Annotated in this window: 15 protein-coding genes; 7 read left to right on the top strand and 8 right to left on the bottom strand. The window is 67.5% G+C overall.

Translation table 11 applies throughout. The features are described from left to right. Window positions 1-5 precede the first annotated feature (5 nt). From ASC77_RS20685 to ASC77_RS20670, 4 genes are all read left to right on the top strand, one after another. Window positions 6-1,034, top strand: coding sequence for an amidohydrolase family protein (locus ASC77_RS20685; RefSeq protein ID WP_235547856.1), 1,029 nt, complete (start codon window positions 6-8; stop codon window positions 1,032-1,034). Next, on the top strand, window positions 1,027-2,568 hold the full coding sequence (locus ASC77_RS20680) for a carotenoid oxygenase family protein (protein ID WP_082575122.1): 1,542 nt from the start codon (window positions 1,027-1,029) through the stop codon (window positions 2,566-2,568). Before ASC77_RS20685 ends, ASC77_RS20680 begins: the two co-directional genes overlap by 8 nt. Continuing rightward, window positions 2,565-4,064, top strand: a complete 1,500-nt coding sequence (locus ASC77_RS20675; RefSeq protein ID WP_082575121.1) for an aldehyde dehydrogenase family protein — start codon at window positions 2,565-2,567, stop codon at window positions 4,062-4,064. Before ASC77_RS20680 ends, ASC77_RS20675 begins: the two co-directional genes overlap by 4 nt. Before the next feature lie 106 nt (window positions 4,065-4,170). Next, the gene (locus ASC77_RS20670; RefSeq protein WP_235547854.1) at window positions 4,171-6,075 is read left to right on the top strand and encodes an FAD-dependent monooxygenase; all 1,905 of its coding nucleotides are present in this window, start codon (window positions 4,171-4,173) and stop codon (window positions 6,073-6,075) included. Between the two features lie 391 nt (window positions 6,076-6,466). On the opposite strand, the gene ASC77_RS20665 is transcribed toward ASC77_RS20670, so the two are convergent. The 4 genes from ASC77_RS20665 to ASC77_RS20650 are packed head-to-tail and all read right to left on the bottom strand — an operon-like array spanning window position 6,467 to window position 10,048. Next, window positions 6,467-6,841 carry a nuclear transport factor 2 family protein gene (locus ASC77_RS20665; protein WP_156391207.1) on the bottom strand — a complete coding sequence of 125 codons (375 nt, stop codon included), beginning with the start codon at window positions 6,839-6,841 and terminating at the stop codon, window positions 6,467-6,469. After that, a complete protein-coding gene (locus ASC77_RS20660) occupies window positions 6,838-7,875 on the bottom strand; it encodes a zinc-dependent alcohol dehydrogenase family protein (RefSeq protein ID WP_056157322.1) in 1,038 nt (345 codons plus the stop codon). Before ASC77_RS20660 ends, ASC77_RS20665 begins: the two co-directional genes overlap by 4 nt. Window positions 7,876-7,922: 47 nt before the next feature. After that, window positions 7,923-8,678 (bottom strand): SDR family oxidoreductase, encoded by a 756-nt coding sequence (locus ASC77_RS20655; protein ID WP_056157320.1) that lies wholly within the window; start codon window positions 8,676-8,678, stop codon window positions 7,923-7,925. Continuing rightward, window positions 8,675-10,048 carry an MFS transporter gene (locus ASC77_RS20650; RefSeq protein WP_200945074.1) on the bottom strand — a complete coding sequence of 458 codons (1,374 nt, stop codon included), beginning with the start codon at window positions 10,046-10,048 and terminating at the stop codon, window positions 8,675-8,677. Before ASC77_RS20650 ends, ASC77_RS20655 begins: the two co-directional genes overlap by 4 nt. A 161-nt stretch (window positions 10,049-10,209) precedes the next feature. On the opposite strand from ASC77_RS20650, the gene ASC77_RS20645 reads away from it, so the two are divergent. Both ASC77_RS20645 and ASC77_RS20640 read left to right on the top strand, forming a co-directional pair. Beyond that, on the top strand, window positions 10,210-11,109 hold the full coding sequence (locus ASC77_RS20645; protein ID WP_056157317.1) for a helix-turn-helix transcriptional regulator: 900 nt from the start codon (window positions 10,210-10,212) through the stop codon (window positions 11,107-11,109). Continuing rightward, window positions 11,097-11,489, top strand: a complete 393-nt coding sequence (locus ASC77_RS20640) for a cupin domain-containing protein (RefSeq protein ID WP_056157315.1) — start codon at window positions 11,097-11,099, stop codon at window positions 11,487-11,489. The genes ASC77_RS20645 and ASC77_RS20640 overlap by 13 nt, the downstream gene beginning before the upstream one ends. A 249-nt stretch (window positions 11,490-11,738) precedes the next feature. On the opposite strand, the gene ASC77_RS26310 is transcribed toward ASC77_RS20640, so the two are convergent. After that, window positions 11,739-12,320 (bottom strand): branched-chain amino acid ABC transporter permease, encoded by a 582-nt coding sequence (locus ASC77_RS26310; RefSeq protein ID WP_268788438.1) that lies wholly within the window; start codon window positions 12,318-12,320, stop codon window positions 11,739-11,741. Between the two features lie 46 nt (window positions 12,321-12,366). Here ASC77_RS26310 and ASC77_RS27885 point away from each other — a divergent pair, with 46 nt between their 5' ends. Beyond that, on the top strand, window positions 12,367-12,678 hold the full coding sequence (locus ASC77_RS27885) for a hypothetical protein (protein WP_082575119.1): 312 nt from the start codon (window positions 12,367-12,369) through the stop codon (window positions 12,676-12,678). A gap of 137 nt (window positions 12,679-12,815) precedes the next feature. Here ASC77_RS27885 and ASC77_RS27880 read toward each other — a convergent pair whose 3' ends face one another. The 3 genes from ASC77_RS27880 to ASC77_RS20630 form a co-directional block, all read right to left on the bottom strand. Next, on the bottom strand, window positions 12,816-13,034 hold the full coding sequence (locus ASC77_RS27880) for a histone-like nucleoid-structuring protein Lsr2 (RefSeq protein WP_414813204.1): 219 nt from the start codon (window positions 13,032-13,034) through the stop codon (window positions 12,816-12,818). Between the two features lie 143 nt (window positions 13,035-13,177). Next, the gene (gene pntB / locus ASC77_RS20635) at window positions 13,178-14,686 is read right to left on the bottom strand and encodes a Re/Si-specific NAD(P)(+) transhydrogenase subunit beta (protein ID WP_056157313.1); all 1,509 of its coding nucleotides are present in this window, start codon (window positions 14,684-14,686) and stop codon (window positions 13,178-13,180) included. Between the two features lie 5 nt (window positions 14,687-14,691). Continuing rightward, window positions 14,692-16,218 (bottom strand): Re/Si-specific NAD(P)(+) transhydrogenase subunit alpha, encoded by a 1,527-nt coding sequence (locus ASC77_RS20630; protein WP_056157312.1) that lies wholly within the window; start codon window positions 16,216-16,218, stop codon window positions 14,692-14,694. Between the last annotated feature and the right edge of the window lies 1 nt (window position 16,219).

The following is a 16,219-nucleotide window of genomic DNA, read 5'->3' as shown; positions in this document are numbered from 1 at the left end:
CACGCGTGGTCTCACGTATCGACACCCACCAGCACATCGTCCCACCCGGGTACCGCGAGTGGCTCCTGGCCGAAGGCGTCGACGCCGGCGGCATGGCACCGCCCGCCTGGAGCGCCCAGGCCGCCGTCGCGAGCATGGACGAGCTGCACACCGAGGTCGGCATCGTGTCCTTGTCCACCCCCGGGGTGCACCTGTCCGGTGACAGCGCGCGGCCCTCTCCCTACGCACGCGAGTGGGCGCGGCGAGTCAACGACTTCTCCGCCGAGACCGTCAAGGACCGCCCGGACCGGTTCGGGTTCTTCGCCACCCTGACGCTGCCCGACGTCGACGGCGCCCTCGACGAGCTCGCCCACGCTCTGGACGTCCTGGGCGCGGACGGCGTCATCCTCCCGACGAACATCTATGGCCGCTACCTCGGCGACCCGGCTTTCGACGCCCTGTTCGACGAGCTGAACCGCCGCCGGACGACTGTTCTGGTTCACCCATCCGAACTGCCCGCGGCGCCGGTCGACGGTATCCCGCCGTTCGCGGTCGACTTCCTCCTCGACACCACCCGTGCCGCCCTGAACATCGCTCAGTCGGGGACGCTCGAGCGTTGCCCGGAGGTCCGAATGATCTTGTCCCACGCCGGTGGGTTCATGCCGTACGCCGCAGGCCGGATGGCGCCGTTCGCCGGTGCCGGGGACCCGAACCTGGGCCGGGAGCGGCTGGGGCGGTTCTACTTCGACATCGCGTTGTCGAGCCCAACGGCGCTGCCGTCGCTGTTCGCGCTCGCCACTCCGGACCGGGTCCTGTTCGGCAGTGACTTCCCGTTCCCGCCGCAGCCGGTCGTCGTCGGCGCGGCCCGCTCGTGGGAGCAGTTCGACGTCGACCCCGACCTGCGGCACGCCGTGGACCGCGGCAACGCCGAACGGCTCTTCCCGCGCCTCGCCGCCGGCACCGCTACAGATGCCGCCGCCGATGCCAGGGCTGGCCTGGACCGGCACCATCCGTCCGACTCACCCATCGCTACAGCAAGGACAGCTCATGCGTGACCTCTCTGTCGGCCCGCCGACCGCACTCGTCCGCCGCCCCACCCAGGCGCCCGCCACTCCGCCGGCGTGGGACACCGACAACAAGTTCCTCAACGGGCCGTTCGCGCCGTGGCGCGGTGAGTCCAGCGAGTACGACCTCGAGGTCATCTCTGGCCAGATCCCCGACGACCTGGCCGGTGCCCTGTTCCGCATCAGCTCCAACCCAAGGTTCGAGCCCCTCGACCTCGAGCGGTATCACTGGTGGGAGGGCGACGGCGCTGTCGCGGGGGTCTACCTGCGCGAGGGGCGCGGGAAGTTCGCGATGAAGTGGGTCGAGACCGACTCGATGAAGTTCGAGGTCGAACAGGGCCAGGCCGTGTACTCCGGGTTCGTCAACGGGTCCGCACCGCACCCGCCGCCCGTCGGGGGCCCGCCGGCCAAGAACGTCGCCAACACCAACGTCGGCATCTTCGACGACCACCTGCTGGTGTACTTCGAGGGCGGGCTGCCGACCTCGATGCACCCCGAGTCCCTGGAGACCTACGGGTCCTACGACTTCAACGGCGGCATCGACATCCTGTGCACCGCGCACTACAAGATCGACCCCGCCACCGGCGACATGCTGTTCTTCGCCGCCGTCGGACCGCACCTGACCTGGTACCGCGCGGACGTGAAGACCGGCAAGGTCGTCGACAGCCACACCATCGACATGGGCTGCCCCGCGATGGTCCACGACTACATCGTGTCCGAGAACTACGCCATCTTCCTGGTCTCCCCGACCCAGTTCCGCCTCGACATGATCATGCAGGGCCGCGCCGGCGTCCTGTGGGACGAAGCCGCCGTCCCGGACGGCGCTCGGTTCGCGGTCCTGGACCGCCGGACCAAGGACGTCACCTGGTACGACACCGGGCTGATGGTCGCCCCGACGCACTTCTTCAACGCGTTCGAGACCCTGACCGGCATCACCGTCGACGTCCACATCATCAACCGCCTCGGGAACCCCGCCGACGACCCGGACAACCCGGTCAGCTCCCACACCTGGTTCCCGCCCGCGATGGCGTGGCGCTTCGAGCTGGACCCGACCACGAAGAAGGCGACGAACACGATGCTCTCCGGTGTCGCCGGCGAGTTCCCCAAGATCAACGACGACTGGCTCGGCCGCGAGAACCGGTGGGGCTACTTCGCCACCACCCGCGACCTGAGCCCGGTCACCATGACCGACGGCATGGCGCGCCACGACCACACCACCGGGCAGACCATCGTCCTCGAGGGCCCCGACGGGCTCACCAATCCCAGCGAACCGGTCTTCGTGCAGCGCCGCGGCGCGACCGAGGAGAACGACGGGTACCTGCTGTCGTTGTGGTGGAACCCCGCCACCGGCCTGTCCGAGCTCCTCATCCACCACGCCGAGGCATGGGAGGCCACCCCGCTGGCCCGGGTGAAGCTCCCGGTCCGGGTGCCGTTCGGCTTCCACGGCAGTTGGGCGGACCAGGACGTCCTGGACAAGGCCGTCGCAGCCAACTCGCAGCGCAGCAACGAAGGAGCAACCTCATGACCACCACCGCCGACCCGAACACCGCCCCCGCCAGCCCCGACTCGACCGCGGTGCAGCAGACGTGGGACGGAGCCATCTTCGACGGCACCTTCCGGGCCGCGGCTGAGACGCTGACCGTGACCGCCCCGGCCACCGGGAAGACCATCGGCAGCGTCGGGAAGGCCACCACCGAAGACCTGGACCGTGCTGTCGAACAGGCCCGAACCGCGCAGCGGGAGTGGGCGGCGCTGCCGTACAGCGCCCGCGTTGCGGTGCTGCTCAAGGCCGCTCAGCTCCTCGAGGCCGACCCGGGCCGTATCGCCGGGTGGCTGGTCGAAGAGGCCGGGTCGGGTCAGGGCAAGGCCGGCTTCGAGGTCGGCCTGATGACGACCGAGCTCCAGGAGTCCGCAGCACTCGCGTCCCATCCGTACGGCGAGATGCTGCGCTCCAGCAAGCCGCGCCTGTCCATCGCCCGTCGCGTCCCCGTCGGTGTCGTCGGGGTCATCTCCCCGTTCAACTTCCCCGGCATCCTCTCGATGCGTTCCGTTGCCCCGGCGTTGGCGCTGGGGAACGCGGTCATCCTCAAGCCCGACCCGCGGACCTCCATCAGCGGCGGCATGGCCATCGCCGCCCTCTTCGAGGAAGCCGGCCTGCCCGCAGGAGTACTGCACGTGCTCCCCGGCGGCGGTGACCTCGGGGCGGCGATCGTGGCCCACCCGGGCATCCCGTGCCTGTCGTTCACCGGGTCCACCGCGGCCGGCCGCAAGATCGGTGAGGCCGCCGGTCCGCTGCTGAAGAAGGTGCACCTCGAGCTCGGTGGCAACAACGCCCTGCTCGTCATGCCTGACGCCGACGTCCAGGCCGCCGCGTCCGCTGGCGCGTGGGGCAGTTTCCTCCACCAAGGCCAGATCTGCATGACCACCGGTCGGCACCTGGTGCACTCCTCGATCGCGGAGGAGTACATCGCTGCGCTGAGCGAAAAGGCCAAGCACATCCCGGTCGGGGACCCCACCGACCCGAACATCCCGTTGGGGCCCATCATCGACGCCCATCAGCGCGACCGGGTCCACGCCCTGGTGACGGCGTCCGTCGAGGGCGGCGCCACCGTGACTGCCGGCGGCGCCTACACGGATCTATTCTACCAGCCGACCGTCATCACCAACCTGACCCTGGACACCCCGGCCTGGGCTGAGGAGATCTTCGGCCCGGTCGCACCGGTCATGGTCTACGAGACCCTCGACGAGGCCATCGACATCATCAACGCCTCCGAGTACGGCCTTTCGGTCGGCATCCTCGCAGGCGATGCCTACCGGGCCTTCGAGCTCGCCGGACGCATCGAGTCCGGCGCGGTCCACATCAACGACCAGACCGTCGACGACGAAGCCTCCATTCCGTTCGGTGGCACCAAAGCCTCCGGCGTCGGTGGCCGGTTCGGCGGCCCGAGCGCGAACCTAGACACCTTCACCGAGACCCAGTGGGTCACGATGCAGGCCGACATCGAGCGCTACCCCTTCTGACCCCACGGGGAGCCCGGTGGGCGCCGGGCAGGACAGCAGCCGTCCCTTCGCCGTCGCACTTGCTACGACGAGCCGCACCCGCCAACAAAGAACCGAGCATCCCGCGATGCTCACGAACGGAGACACGACTGTGCAGCAACACCTCAACGGCTTCCGGCCCGGTGACCCCGACGTCGCAGCCGCCGACCCGGCTCGTGCGGACCTAGGGCCGCTGCCGGACGAGGTCGATGTGCTCATCGTCGGAACCGGACCGGCAGGGCTCGTCCTCGCTGCCCAGCTCGCCAAGTTCCCCCACATCAGCACCCGCATCGTCGAACGACGCGACGGACCCCTCCAGCTTGGACAGGCCGACGGCATCGCGTGCCAAACGGTAGAGATGCTCGACGCGTTCGGACTCAGTGAGCGCCTGCTGCGTGAGTCCTGCTGGATCTCCGAAACCGTGTTTTGGGGACCCGACCCCAACTCTCCGGGCAACGTGGTGCGCACCGGCCGCATCCAAGACGTCGAGGACGGGCTCTCCGAGTTCCCGCACGTCATCCTCAACCAAGCCCGCGTCCAGGACATGCTGCTCGAGTCGATGAAGAACTCACCCAGTCGTCTGGAACCGGACTACGGACTCGAGGTGACCGGTCTGTCCATCGCCGAGAGCCGCGAGTATCCGGTGACCGTGTCGCTGCGCTCAACCGAGGACGAGGCCCCGGCCAGAGAGCAAACGGTCGCTGCCAGGTACGTCGTCGGCTGCGACGGTGCTCGCAGCGTCGTCCGCCAACACATCGGCCGCGCCCTGCACGGCACTGCCGCCAATCATGCGTGGGGCGTGATTGACGTCCTCGCCGTCACCGATTTCCCCGACATCAGACGCAAGGCACTCATCAAGTCGGACGCCGGGACCCTGATGGTCATTCCCCGCGAAGGCGGGTACCTGTTCCGGATGTACGTCGAACTCGACAAGCTCGCACCTGGGGAACGGGTCCGGAACCGACACGTTACCTCGAGCGACGTCATCGACGCAGCGCGCCGGATCCTTCACCCGTTTGTCATCGACGTGAAGGAGGTCGCGTGGTGGTCGGTGTACGAGGTCGGCCAACGCCTGAGCGACAAGTTCGACAACGTCAAGGACGGAATCGGCGCCACGCCCCGAGTGTTCGTGGCCGGCGACGCGTGCCACACACACAGCCCAAAAGCCGGCCAGGGCATGAATGTCTCCATGCAAGACGCTTACAACCTCGGTTGGAAACTCGCCGCAGTCCTCGAAGAACGCAGCGACCCTGAACTGCTGCACACCTACAGCACCGAACGGCATGCGGTCGCCCAAGAACTCATCGACTTCGACCGGCACTTCGCCACCACCATGAGCGCCCGCGCCACCGACACCAGCGCCGCGGACACACCAACCCTGAAAGAACAGTTTGCACACCAGGGCCGATACACCGCCGGAGTTGCTACCCAGTACGCGCCCGGCGCCCTCACCGGCCCCAACACCTGGCAGCACCTCGCCGCCGGGTACCCCATCGGGAGCAGGTTCCATTCCGCTCCGGTCGTACGACTCGCGGACACCCGACCGATGCACCTCGGCCACGTTCACGAAGCTGATGGACGGTGGCGGCTGTACGCCTTTGCGGACCAGCGCGACGTAGCTGACCCGTCATCACGGTTGCGTGCGCTGTGCGACGCACTGGCTGACGCCGAGCGGTCACCCATTCACCGCTTCACGCCGCCCGATGCAGACCCGGATGCGGTCTTCGATCTCCGAGCCGTCCTCCAGCAACACCACACAGCCGTCGACCCGACCGACCTGCCTTCGGTGCTGCTCCCGACCAAGGGTAGGTATGGCCTTCGCGACTACGAGAAGGTCTTCACCCCCGCCACTGAGGACATTTTCGACACGCGTGGCGTCGATCGCCGATCCGGAGCACTCGTCGTCGTACGCCCCGACCAGTACGTCGGCCACGTCTTGCCGTTGGACGACGTCGACGAGCTCACCGGCTACCTCACCGGTTTCATGCGCTGACACCAGGTCGCGCGGTGGTCGATGAGGGGCGCGGGTGAGCTGGACGCTACGACGAGCCTCACCAGCTTCGAGCCGGTTCGACGTCCTGCTCGTCGAGGCCGAAGACGTACCCAGCACCTGCACCGGGCGAAGCACATTGGCCACGGCACCGACCACAACCGGTCCGGCACCACGGATATCCCTTCGCCCGATTGCCTACGGACCTCGAAGAACACCATCGGCCTGACCACCAGGTCATGGTTCACCGCATCCACAACGCGTTGAACCGGTTGGTGGGCCGAGCGGCTTGCGGAGCGAGCCTGACATGTCGTCATCGTGCGGGTGCTGCTGCGTCGGCGGACGCCTCCTCGCGACCATGCACCCAGTACGCGTCGCGAAGGATTCATCGCGATCACCACGTCGTCGCGACGGATCGAGCGACGACCCAGGAACCGTCGTCGGTGCGGATGTAGGTCTGCGTCAGTACGAGGCGCCAGTTGGCTCGGGTGCCATAGACCGTGGCGTCGGTCAGAGTTCGCGCCCGCAGCACCGTCTCACCCTCAGTCACATCAACCGCGACATCTTGATCCACTATCCGGTGGTAGACGAACTGGCCACTACGCATCTCGGCCAGCCACTCGGACTTCGGCTGCTCGTAACCAGTCATGTGAGTGAGGGTGAATTCGTCGGACAGCAATGCGTCGAGTGCTCGCGTGTCACCGCTGACCATGGCATCCGCCTGGTCTTGGTAACACGCGAGCACTTCGGCGCGGTCGTCTGTTGTCACGGCTGGACGAGGACCTTGAGTGCCGTGCGGTCAGCCATGGCCTGGTAGCCGCCCGCGACCCCGTCGAGGTCGACGGTCTGGTCGAAGACCTTCCCGGGCTCGATCTTGCCGTCGAGGATGTCGGGCATCAGCTCCTCGACGTACGCACGGGCGGGGGCGGGTCCACCGGTGAGGGTGATGTTGCCACCGAAGAGACTGCCGAAGCCGATGGGCGCCTCCTCGTACTGCGGCACACCCACGCGGCTGATAACGCCGCCGGCGCGGACGATGCCGTACGCCTGCTGGTATGCCGGCATGTGTCCGACAGCTTCGATCACGATCTTCGATCCGTCGCCGCCGGTGAGGTCGCGAACCTTCGCGATCCCTTCCTCGCCGCGCTCGGAGACGACGTCGGTGGCACCGAACTCGCGACCGAGGTCGGTGCGGGCGTGGTGGCGGCCCATCAGGATGACCTGTTCAGCACCGAGCCGCTTCGCGGAGAGCACGGCGAGCAGACCGACGGCGCCGTCGCCGATGACGGTGACGGTGTCGCCGGGCTGTACGCCGGCCCTCAAAGCCGCGTGGTACCCGGTGCCGAACACGTCGGACAGCGTCAACAGGGACGGCATCAGTGCGGAGTCTTGCGCAACGGGAAGCTTCACGAGGGTGCCGTCGGCGAGCGGGATGCGGGCGGCCTCTCCCTGACCGCCGTCGTTGTCGCCAGTGGCCCAGAAGCCGCCGTGGACGCAGGAGGTCTGGAGACCTTCGCGGCAGTACTGGCAGGTGCCGTCGGAGTAGGCGAACGGCGCGACGACGAGGTCGCCCTTCTTCACTGTGGTCACGTCGGACCCGGTCTCTTCGACGATGCCGATGAACTCGTGGCCGATGCGTGCGGGACCGTCGGCGGCGGACATGGAGCCGTACGGGTGCAGGTCGCTGCCGCAGATGCAGGCGGTGGTGATGCGAACCAGCGCGTCCGTGGTGTCCTTGATGACGGGGTCGGGGACGTCCTCGATGCGGATGTCACCGGCGCCGTAGATGAGCGTTGCTCGCACTTCTTGTTCTCCTCAGGTGTTGACGTGCTTGATGTCGAACTCGGTGGTCAGCGGATCGTTGCCCAGCGGCGGAGGTCTGCTTGCACTGTGAGCGGTTCGTTGCCGAGCGGCAGACCGGGGCGGTCGTGGGCTCCGTCGGGCGATCCGGGAGCGTCGGGGTAGGTCGCGGCGTACGCGGCGTCCCAGTCCTCTCGCGGAGGACCTGCGACGGAGAAGACCTCGACGGTTCTGCTAAGCGCGACGGGGGTGCGAAGCGCCTGGACCAGGGCCTCGGCGACGTCTTCTCGGCGGACATGCCCGTACTCAGTCTCGTCGCCCTGGCGGAAGTCGGCGTGACGCTCGTTGCTGGCGCCGGCGTCGAACCAGCCGGGCCGCACGATGGTGTAGGGCAGCCCGCTGGCGCGCAGCAGTCGCTCGCCGCGGCGCTTCCAGTCGAGGATCTCGCGGGAGCTGCCGCCGGTGCCGGTGACCCCGATGGAGCTCATCAGAGCCACCCGCACCTCACGGCCGTCCAGCGCTTCCAGGAGCGTCGGCACCGCTCCGTAGTCGATGGCCTCGTAGCTGCCGGAGCCGTACGGCGCTCCGTGCGTCATGACGACCATGTCGACATCGACCAGGGCCTCTCTCACGCTCCTGGCGTCGGTGAGGTCGCCGCGCACGACGTGGACCTCGGCGCCGACTACCTTGCTTGCTCGACCCGGGTCACGGGACAGGACTAACGGGGACTCATCGAGCTCGCGGAGCCGGCTCACGACGAGGCGGCCGATGCTGCCGGTGCCACCGAGCACGAGGACGCGGCTCATCGCGCCACCGCCTCAGCCATGAGCTGTTCCTGGTCACGGTGCACCCGCCGCTGTGCGGGGACGATCACGCTGACGACGACCAGCAGGCACAGCGCGAGCAGTCCGGTACCCCACAGGAGCGCGGTCGCCACCTCGGCAGACAGGCTGCCAGCGCTGGCGGAGGCGGCGACCAGGATCGCGAGCCCGGTGGCCATGCCGAGCTGGTGGGCGGTGTTCACCAAGCCACTGGCCGCTCCGGCATCGACGGCACGAACGCCGGCCAGCCCGAAGTTGGTCAGCGGGGCGAATGCCAGCCCCTGGCCGGCTCCGATCAGGACCATCGGCAGGGCCACTGCACCCAAATAGGAGCTGGTCGGGTCGACCTGGGCCAGCCACCCCATCCCGATGAGCGTCAGGGCGACGCCGGCGACCAGCAGCGGCGCCTCGCCATAGCGTCGGGCAAGCCGTGGGAAAGCCGTGGCGACGGCGAAGTTGACCACCGTCATCGGGAGGAACCCGAGGCCCGCCTGGAAGGCCGTGAAGCCGAAGACGCTCTGCATCAGCTGGGTGGTGAAGAAAAAGAAGCCCATCATGGCCCCGAGGTAGAGGGCACGGGCGGCGTACGCACCGGAACGCCGGCGGTCGCCGAAGAGGCGCAGCGGCATGATCGGCTGCTCGGCGCTGCGCTCGTGGAGGACCAGGATGGTCAGCACCACGGCTGCCACGACAAGCGCGCCGACGACGGCGGGGTCGGTCCATCCGCGCTCGGCCGACTCCAGGATCCCGAAGACGAGTGCACCGACCCCGGTGGTCGCCGACAGCGCACCGGTCAGGTCGAAGCGACCGGGCTGGGGGCGAGTGGTGGGCAGGTAGCGGGGTGCGAGGGCGATCATCGCGATCCCGATGGGCACATTGATGAAGAAGCCCGCCCGCCAGGAGATCCACTGCGCGGCGGCACCGCCGACGAGCATTCCCAGGCTGGCGCCGATGCCCGCCGTCGCGGCGTACCAGGCAACCGCGCGGGAGCGCTGCTCACCCTCCGGGAAGCTCGCGGTCAGCAACGAGAGGGCCGACGGCGCGACGATGGCCGCTCCTATGCCCTGCAGCGCGCGTCCGCCGATCAGCCACCATCCGGCCGGGGCAACCCCGATGAGGAACGACGCCGTCACGAACACCAGGAGACCGGCGACGAACACGCGACGTCGCCCGAGCAGGTCTCCCAGGCGCGCGCCGAGGAGGAGCAGTCCGCCGAACACGAGCGTGTAGGCGTCCTGCACCCAGGACAGGCCGGACGGCCCGAGATTGAAAGCGGCGCCGATGCTCGGCAGCCCGGTGAAGATGATCGAGTTGTCGAGCAGGATCAGGAAATAGCTGACCAGGATGATGGCCAAGATCGCGCGAGGGTGCGCCGGGCCGGTCGAGTTGGTGGATGCGTCGGGTGAGGTCGTCACATGCACCAGACAACGCTTCTTCTACCGCTCGCAACAGGCACCGTTGATAGGGGTACTGACAGGGACTCCCACAAGTCAGCAACCGCCGTACCGTGGAAAGCATGGCCGCCAAGGACGACATCCGTGAGTTCCTCACCACGCGCCGAGCCAAGATCACCCCTGAGCAAGCAGGTCTTCCTGTCTACGGCGTGAATCGGCGGGTCACCGGCCTGCGGCGCGAGGAGGTGGCGCTGCTCGCCGGGATCAGTGTCGAGTACTACACCCGCCTGGAGCGCGGCACCGTCGGCAGCGTGTCGGAGGGAGTGCTCGACGGGTTGGTCCACGCCCTTCAGCTCGACGAGGCCGAGCGCGACCACCTCTTCCGACTGGCCCGAATCCTGGGCTCTCCGTCCAAGGGCACCGGCCCGCGGCGGGTAGCCGCGAAGAAGCGGGTGCGTCCCTCGATCCAGCGCATCCTCGACCAGATGCCGATGCCGGCGTACATGCGCAACGGCCGTTTCGACATCCTCGCCGCCAACGATCTGGGGCGAGCGCTCTACAGCCCTCTCTACGAGCAGGCCGACTCCAAGGGGCTCCCCAACAGCGCCCGCTTCCTGTTCTTGGACCCGGTCGCATCCGAGTTCTTTGTCGACTACGACAAGGCCCTCAACGACTGCGTTGCGTTCCTGCGAGCCGAGGCCGGCCGCGACCCGTACGACAAGGACCTGTCCGAGCTCGTCGGCGAACTGTCGACCCGGAGTGAGGACTTCCGTCGGCGCTGGGCCTCCCACGACGTCCGCTACCACCGCACCGGTCGCAAGAAGTTCCATCACCCGCTCGTCGGCGACCTCGAGCTGGACTTCGAGGCGTTCGAGCTGCCCGGCGACCCCGGACAGCGCATCAACATCTACACCGCCCCGCCCGACTCACCTTCGGCCGACGCTCTCAACCTGCTCGCCAGCTGGAGCGCTCGCCAACCCGTCACCAGCACCCCACAGAACGAGGAAACGTGGAACTCCTGACCCAGCAGCCCACTACACAAGGACCCGTCGAGCTCTTCACGGGCAACGTCTACTTCGACGTCATCGCCCGAGGAGAGGGAGAGTCGAGGATGCGCGTCAACACCGTGCGCTTCACTCCGTGTGCCCGCACCGCCTGGCACAGCCACAGTCTCGGCCAGACCCTGCACGTGACCGAGGGCATCGGCATCGTCGCCACACGCGACCAGGTCATCGTGATGCGACCGGGCGACACGGTGCACACGCCGCCAGGCGAGGAGCACTGGCACGGGGCCCTGCCCGACCACTTCATGGCGCACCTCGCCATGTGGGAGGACGACGACGCCACGTGGGGCGACCACGTCACCGACGACGAGTACGCCGCCGCTACGGCTGCGACGTGAGGCTGAGATGGAGTACCGCTCTCGGCCGCACCGGTGTCAAGGTCAGCCACCCGTGCCTCGGCACGACTATCTTCGACCGCTCGGGGGTCCGCGCCGTTACGTCCGCCGAAAGTCCGTGCGCTGTTGAGTTGGAGAACGTGCCACACATGAGGTCCGCTTGTCGGCGGGTCGCGATGTCGCCCGTGTTCTCGTGGCATGTGGACGTCATATTGGGATCTCCAGCAGACAGGTCACGTTCTGTCGGCGCTGCTATCTGGTATGTGCAGCCCCGCCACTGACCGAGCTAGAAGCGTCTGCTGTCGCGGTTGGCCGTTCACTTGGGCCAATCCAACGACTCGGAAGGAACGGATCGCGGAGGCGTGCGAACCTTGGAGCGATCCCCTTTTCGCCCGCCACCTCGCTCGCCACACCGTCTGGATTCTGAATGGCAGTTACAGCGAGTGCGAGACCGGCCACGATCGTCTGGTACTGGCCGATATCGAAGGTTTTGTCGAGAAACGACACAAACAGCCCGTCTGGCGCAAACATCAAACCGGCGATCACCGCCCCGGCGATTCTGCCAATGCCGGCCACATACGCGACGGCGAGAAGACTCAGTGACGTCAATGCAGAAAACGACAATGCCGAGACAGTCCCCTGTTGGTACGCCAACAAGGCGCCGCCAAGACCTGCAATGAAGGACGACACCACAAACGCAAACAGCTTGGTCGGTGCCACTCGGACTCCGACTGAGGAAGCGGCTCGCTCGTTCGACCTAACCGCGACGAGCATTCGCCCCGTTGTTGATGTGCGCCTTTGCCGACCATCGCGACGTCCGCGACCCGTCGTCACGACTGCGTGGCCTCTGTGATGCACTCCAAACCCCAGACGCTCACCAATCCGACGCTTCACGCCGACAGGTTCTGATCCCGATGCGGTCTTTGATCTCCGTGCAATTCTTCAGCAACACCACACCAGTGTTGACCCAACGGATCTGCCGAGTGTGCTCTTCCCACAGAAGGGCACATACAACTTGCATGATTATGAAAAGGTATTCACCCCGGCGGCCCTAGACATCTTTCAAAGCCGTGGAATCGATCGACGAGCGGGCGCAGTCGTAGTCGTGCGTCCGGACCAGTTCGTCGGACACGTCCTCCCCCTCGATGCCATCAATGAACTCTCGGACTACTTTGCCAGATTCATGTGCTGAGATTGACAAGCCAGGCTGAGCCGATGCACCCGGACGCACAGATCCATGCAGGGTTCGCGCTCGACGAGAACACTCGGTGTTGAAGGCAGGTTAAGAGTGTCGGATCGACGTCCGCCCTCGAAGGGAGCTGACTCTGATCAGTTGGCAGTGTTCCACCGCGCCACGACGTCACCCGGAATCCGACCGCGGTCCGCAACGCCGATGCCCTGAGCCTTCGCCCACACCCGAACATCTTTGGCGCAGTAGTCGCTCTTGGATCCGGCGCCGACACTATTGCGACGCCCACCGGTCTTCGTGGCGTGGCCGAAGTACACCGCGATCGCCTTGTGGAAGCCAGTCGCTTCCTTGACCGTCAGGTCAATTGATTACGTCGCCACACGGTACGAAACTCTATCGACTCCCGTTGCCATCGACGATGTCGTTTCCCGACAGATCGCTCACAAGCTGCGTGGTCACACGCTGAAGGACCACCGCTTGACCCTGCGCCCAGAGTCGTCCGCTAACGCGTTCCGGCTGAAGCGCCACCTGGCAGCCGATCCTGAGCCGGCAGGTTGCGGATGATCTCCTGCACCTTGTCCTTGGCGTCGCCGAAGAGCATCTGGCTGTTGTCCTTGAAGAAGAGGGGGTTCTGCACGCCGGCGTAGCCGGTGGCCATGGAGCGTTTGAAGACGATGACCTCGCGCGCCTTCCAGACCTCGAGGACGGGCATGCCGGCGATGGGGCTGTCGGGCTCGTCGAGGGCGGCGGGGTTGACGGTGTCGTTGGCGCCGATGACGAGGACGACGTCGGTGTCGGAGAGGTCGGGGTTGATCTCGTCCATCTCCAGGACGATGTCGTAGGGGACCTTGGCCTCGGCGAGGAGCACGTTCATATGTCCGGGCAGGCGCCCGGCGACCGGGTGGATGCCGAACCGGACCGTGACGCCCTGCGCGCGGAGCTTGGCGGTGAGCTCGGCGACGGGGTACTGGGCCTGGGCGACGGCCATGCCGTAGCCGGGGGTGATCACCACGGAGGAGGCGTTGGTGAGCAGGTCGGCGACGGCGTCGGCCTGGATCTCGCGGTGCTCGCCGTAGTCGCGCGCCTCGCCGGACACGGCGCCGTCGGAGCCGAAGCCGCCGGCGATGACGGAGACGAAGGAGCGGTTCATGGCCTTGCACATGATGTAGCTGAGGATCGCACCGGAGGAGCCGACCAGGGATCCGGTGATGATGAGCAGGTCGTTGTCGAGCAGGAAGCCGGCGGCGGCTGCGGCCCAGCCGGAGTAGCTGTTGAGCATCGAGACGACGACCGGCATGTCGCCGCCGCCGATCGCGGCGACGAGGTGGAAGCCGAGGAAGAGCGCCAGCGCGGTCATGGCGAGGAGCGGGACCAGCGCGATGGCGTCATCTGTCCACCCGTCGTACGACATGAACCAGAACAGCAGGCCCAGCGAGGCCAGGAGGACCAGCAGGTTGAGCAGGTGCCGCTTCGGGAGCACCAGCGGCGAGGACTTCATCCGCCCGCTGAGCTTGAGGTTGGCCACGATCGAGCCGGTGAGGGTGACCGCTCCGATGAAGACGCCGAGGAAGACCTCGACGTCGTGGATGGTCGCCTCGGGTCCGGTGTGCGGGGCGTTGGGGTCGAGGAAGGAGTTGATGCCGACCAGGACGGCGGCCAGGCCGACGAAGCTGTGCAGGATCGCGACCAGCTCGGGCATGCCGGTCATCTCGACCGTGCGGGCCCGCCAGGCGCCGATCGCGCCGCCGGCGCTCATGGCGAGCAGGATGATCAGCAGGGTGACGCCGACGCCGCGGAGGTTCTCGGCGCTGTCGAGCTCGGCGTTCTGCGAGGCCTTGAGCAGGGTGGCCACCAGGGCCAGGCCCATGCCGGTCATGCCGGCGATGTTGCCGGACTTGGCGGTCTCGTGCTTCGACAGGCCGGCGAGGGCTCCGATGAAGAGGACGCCGCCGATGATGTAGAGGCCCTGGATCAGGCCGTCGAGGTGTTCCCAGGTCAGGAAGTCCGACATGTCGCTCAGTCCTTCCGGAACATCTCGAGCATCCGGAGGGTCACCAGGAACCCGCCGAAGATGTTGATGGACGCGACGAGGACGGCGAGGGTCGCCATGATCGCGATGGCCGGGTTGGTGGAGCCGACCTGCAGGATGCCGCCGACCAGGATGATCCCGGAGATCGCGTTGGTCTCACTCATGAGTGGTGTGTGCAGGGCGTGCGCGACGTTCGAGATGACGTAGTAGCCCACGAAGACCGCCAGGACGAAGACGGTGAAGTGGCCCAGGAAGTCGGCTGGTGAGTACGTCGCGGCCAGGAGGAACAGCACCGCGAGGCCGGCACCGGCGTACGCCTTGCTACGTGGGTCGGGGGGCGGCTTCGGTGCAACAGGCTCCGGTACGGCGACCGCCGAAGCCGCTGCCGCAGAGACCTGGACGGGCGGCGGCGGCCACAGTGACCCGCCGTCGTGGGCGACGGTGATGCCGCGGACGATGACGTCCTCGAGGTCGAGTGTCAGGACGCCGTCCTTCTCAGGGGTCATCAGCTTGAGCAGGTTGACGACATTGGTGCCGTAGAGCTGCGAGGTCTGCGCCGCCAGCCGGCCCGGGAGGTCCGTGTAGCCGATGATCGTGACGCCGTTGCCGGTCACGACGACCTCGTCGGTGAGGGTCAGCTCCGTGTTGCCGCCGTTGGCGGCGGCCATGTCCACGATCACCGAGCCGGTCCGCATCCCCGCGATGGTTTCGGCGGTGATGAGCTTGGGGGCAGGACGCCCCGGGATCAGCGCGGTCGTGATGACGATGTCGGCCCCGCGCGCCTCCTCGTCGTACATGACCGCGGTGGCTGCGGCCTGGGCCTCGGTCATCTCCTTGGCGTAGCCGTCGGTCGAGACCTCCGACTCCATGTCCACCGTGACGAACTGCGCACCCATCGACTCGACCTGCTCGGCCACCTCGGGGCGGACGTCGAAGGCCCGCACGATCGCGCCCATGCTGCCGGCGGCGCCGAGCGCGGCCAGGCCGGCGACCCCGGCTCCGACCACGAAGACCTGGGCCGGCGGCACCTTGCCCGCCGCGGTGACCTGGCCGGTGAACTGGCGACCGAAGGAGTGCGCGCCCTCGATCACGGCACGGTAGCCGGCGACGTTGGCCATCGAGGACAGCACGTCCATCGACTGCGCCCGCGAGATCCGGGGCACGGCATCCATCGCCAGCGCGGTCACCTTCGCCGCGACCAGCGCCTCCACCAGCTCCGGGCTGCGGGCCGGCGCCATCATCGAGATCAGCACAGCCCCAGGTCGCAGGCGGCCGATCTCCTCGGCGGTCGGGGCGTTGACCTTGACGACGACGTCGCTCGACCACACCTCCTCGGCACTGCCGAGAGCGACGCCGGCCGCGGCGTAAGCCGCGTCGGGCTGGTCCGACCCGGAGCCCGCACCGGACTCGACGACCACGTCGTACCCCAGCTTCTGCAGCTGACCGGCCGTGGCGCCGGTCGAGCCCACCAACGTCTCGCCAGGCTTGGCCTCGCGGACGATGCCGATGCGCATC

It is taken from the genome of Nocardioides sp. Root1257, assembly GCF_001425175.1.
GTDB lineage: Bacteria > Actinomycetota > Actinomycetes > Propionibacteriales > Nocardioidaceae > Nocardioides.
The sequence above is the reverse complement of the archived record's forward strand: the minus strand, read 5'-3'. Positions and strand labels throughout refer to the sequence as shown.

What these genes read in the sequence shown, in the direction of transcription:
- ASC77_RS20680 (WP_082575122.1), top strand. Translation starts at nt 1,027, where the DNA reads ATGCGTGACCTCTCTGTCGGCCCGCCGACCGCACTCGTCCGCCGCCCC.
- ASC77_RS20675 (WP_082575121.1), top strand. Translation starts at nt 2,565, where the DNA reads ATGACCACCACCGCCGACCCGAACACCGCCCCCGCCAGCCCCGACTCG.
- ASC77_RS20670 (WP_235547854.1), top strand. Translation starts at nt 4,171, where the DNA reads ATGCTCACGAACGGAGACACGACTGTGCAGCAACACCTCAACGGCTTC.
- ASC77_RS20655 (WP_056157320.1), bottom strand. Translation starts at nt 8,678, where the DNA reads ATGAGCCGCGTCCTCGTGCTCGGTGGCACCGGCAGCATCGGCCGCCTC.
- ASC77_RS20645 (WP_056157317.1), top strand. Translation starts at nt 10,210, where the DNA reads ATGGCCGCCAAGGACGACATCCGTGAGTTCCTCACCACGCGCCGAGCC.
- pntB (WP_056157313.1), bottom strand. Translation starts at nt 14,686, where the DNA reads ATGTCGGACTTCCTGACCTGGGAACACCTCGACGGCCTGATCCAGGGC.
- ASC77_RS20630 (WP_056157312.1), bottom strand. Translation starts at nt 16,218, where the DNA reads ATGCGCATCGGCATCGTCCGCGAGGCCAAGCCTGGCGAGACGTTGGTG.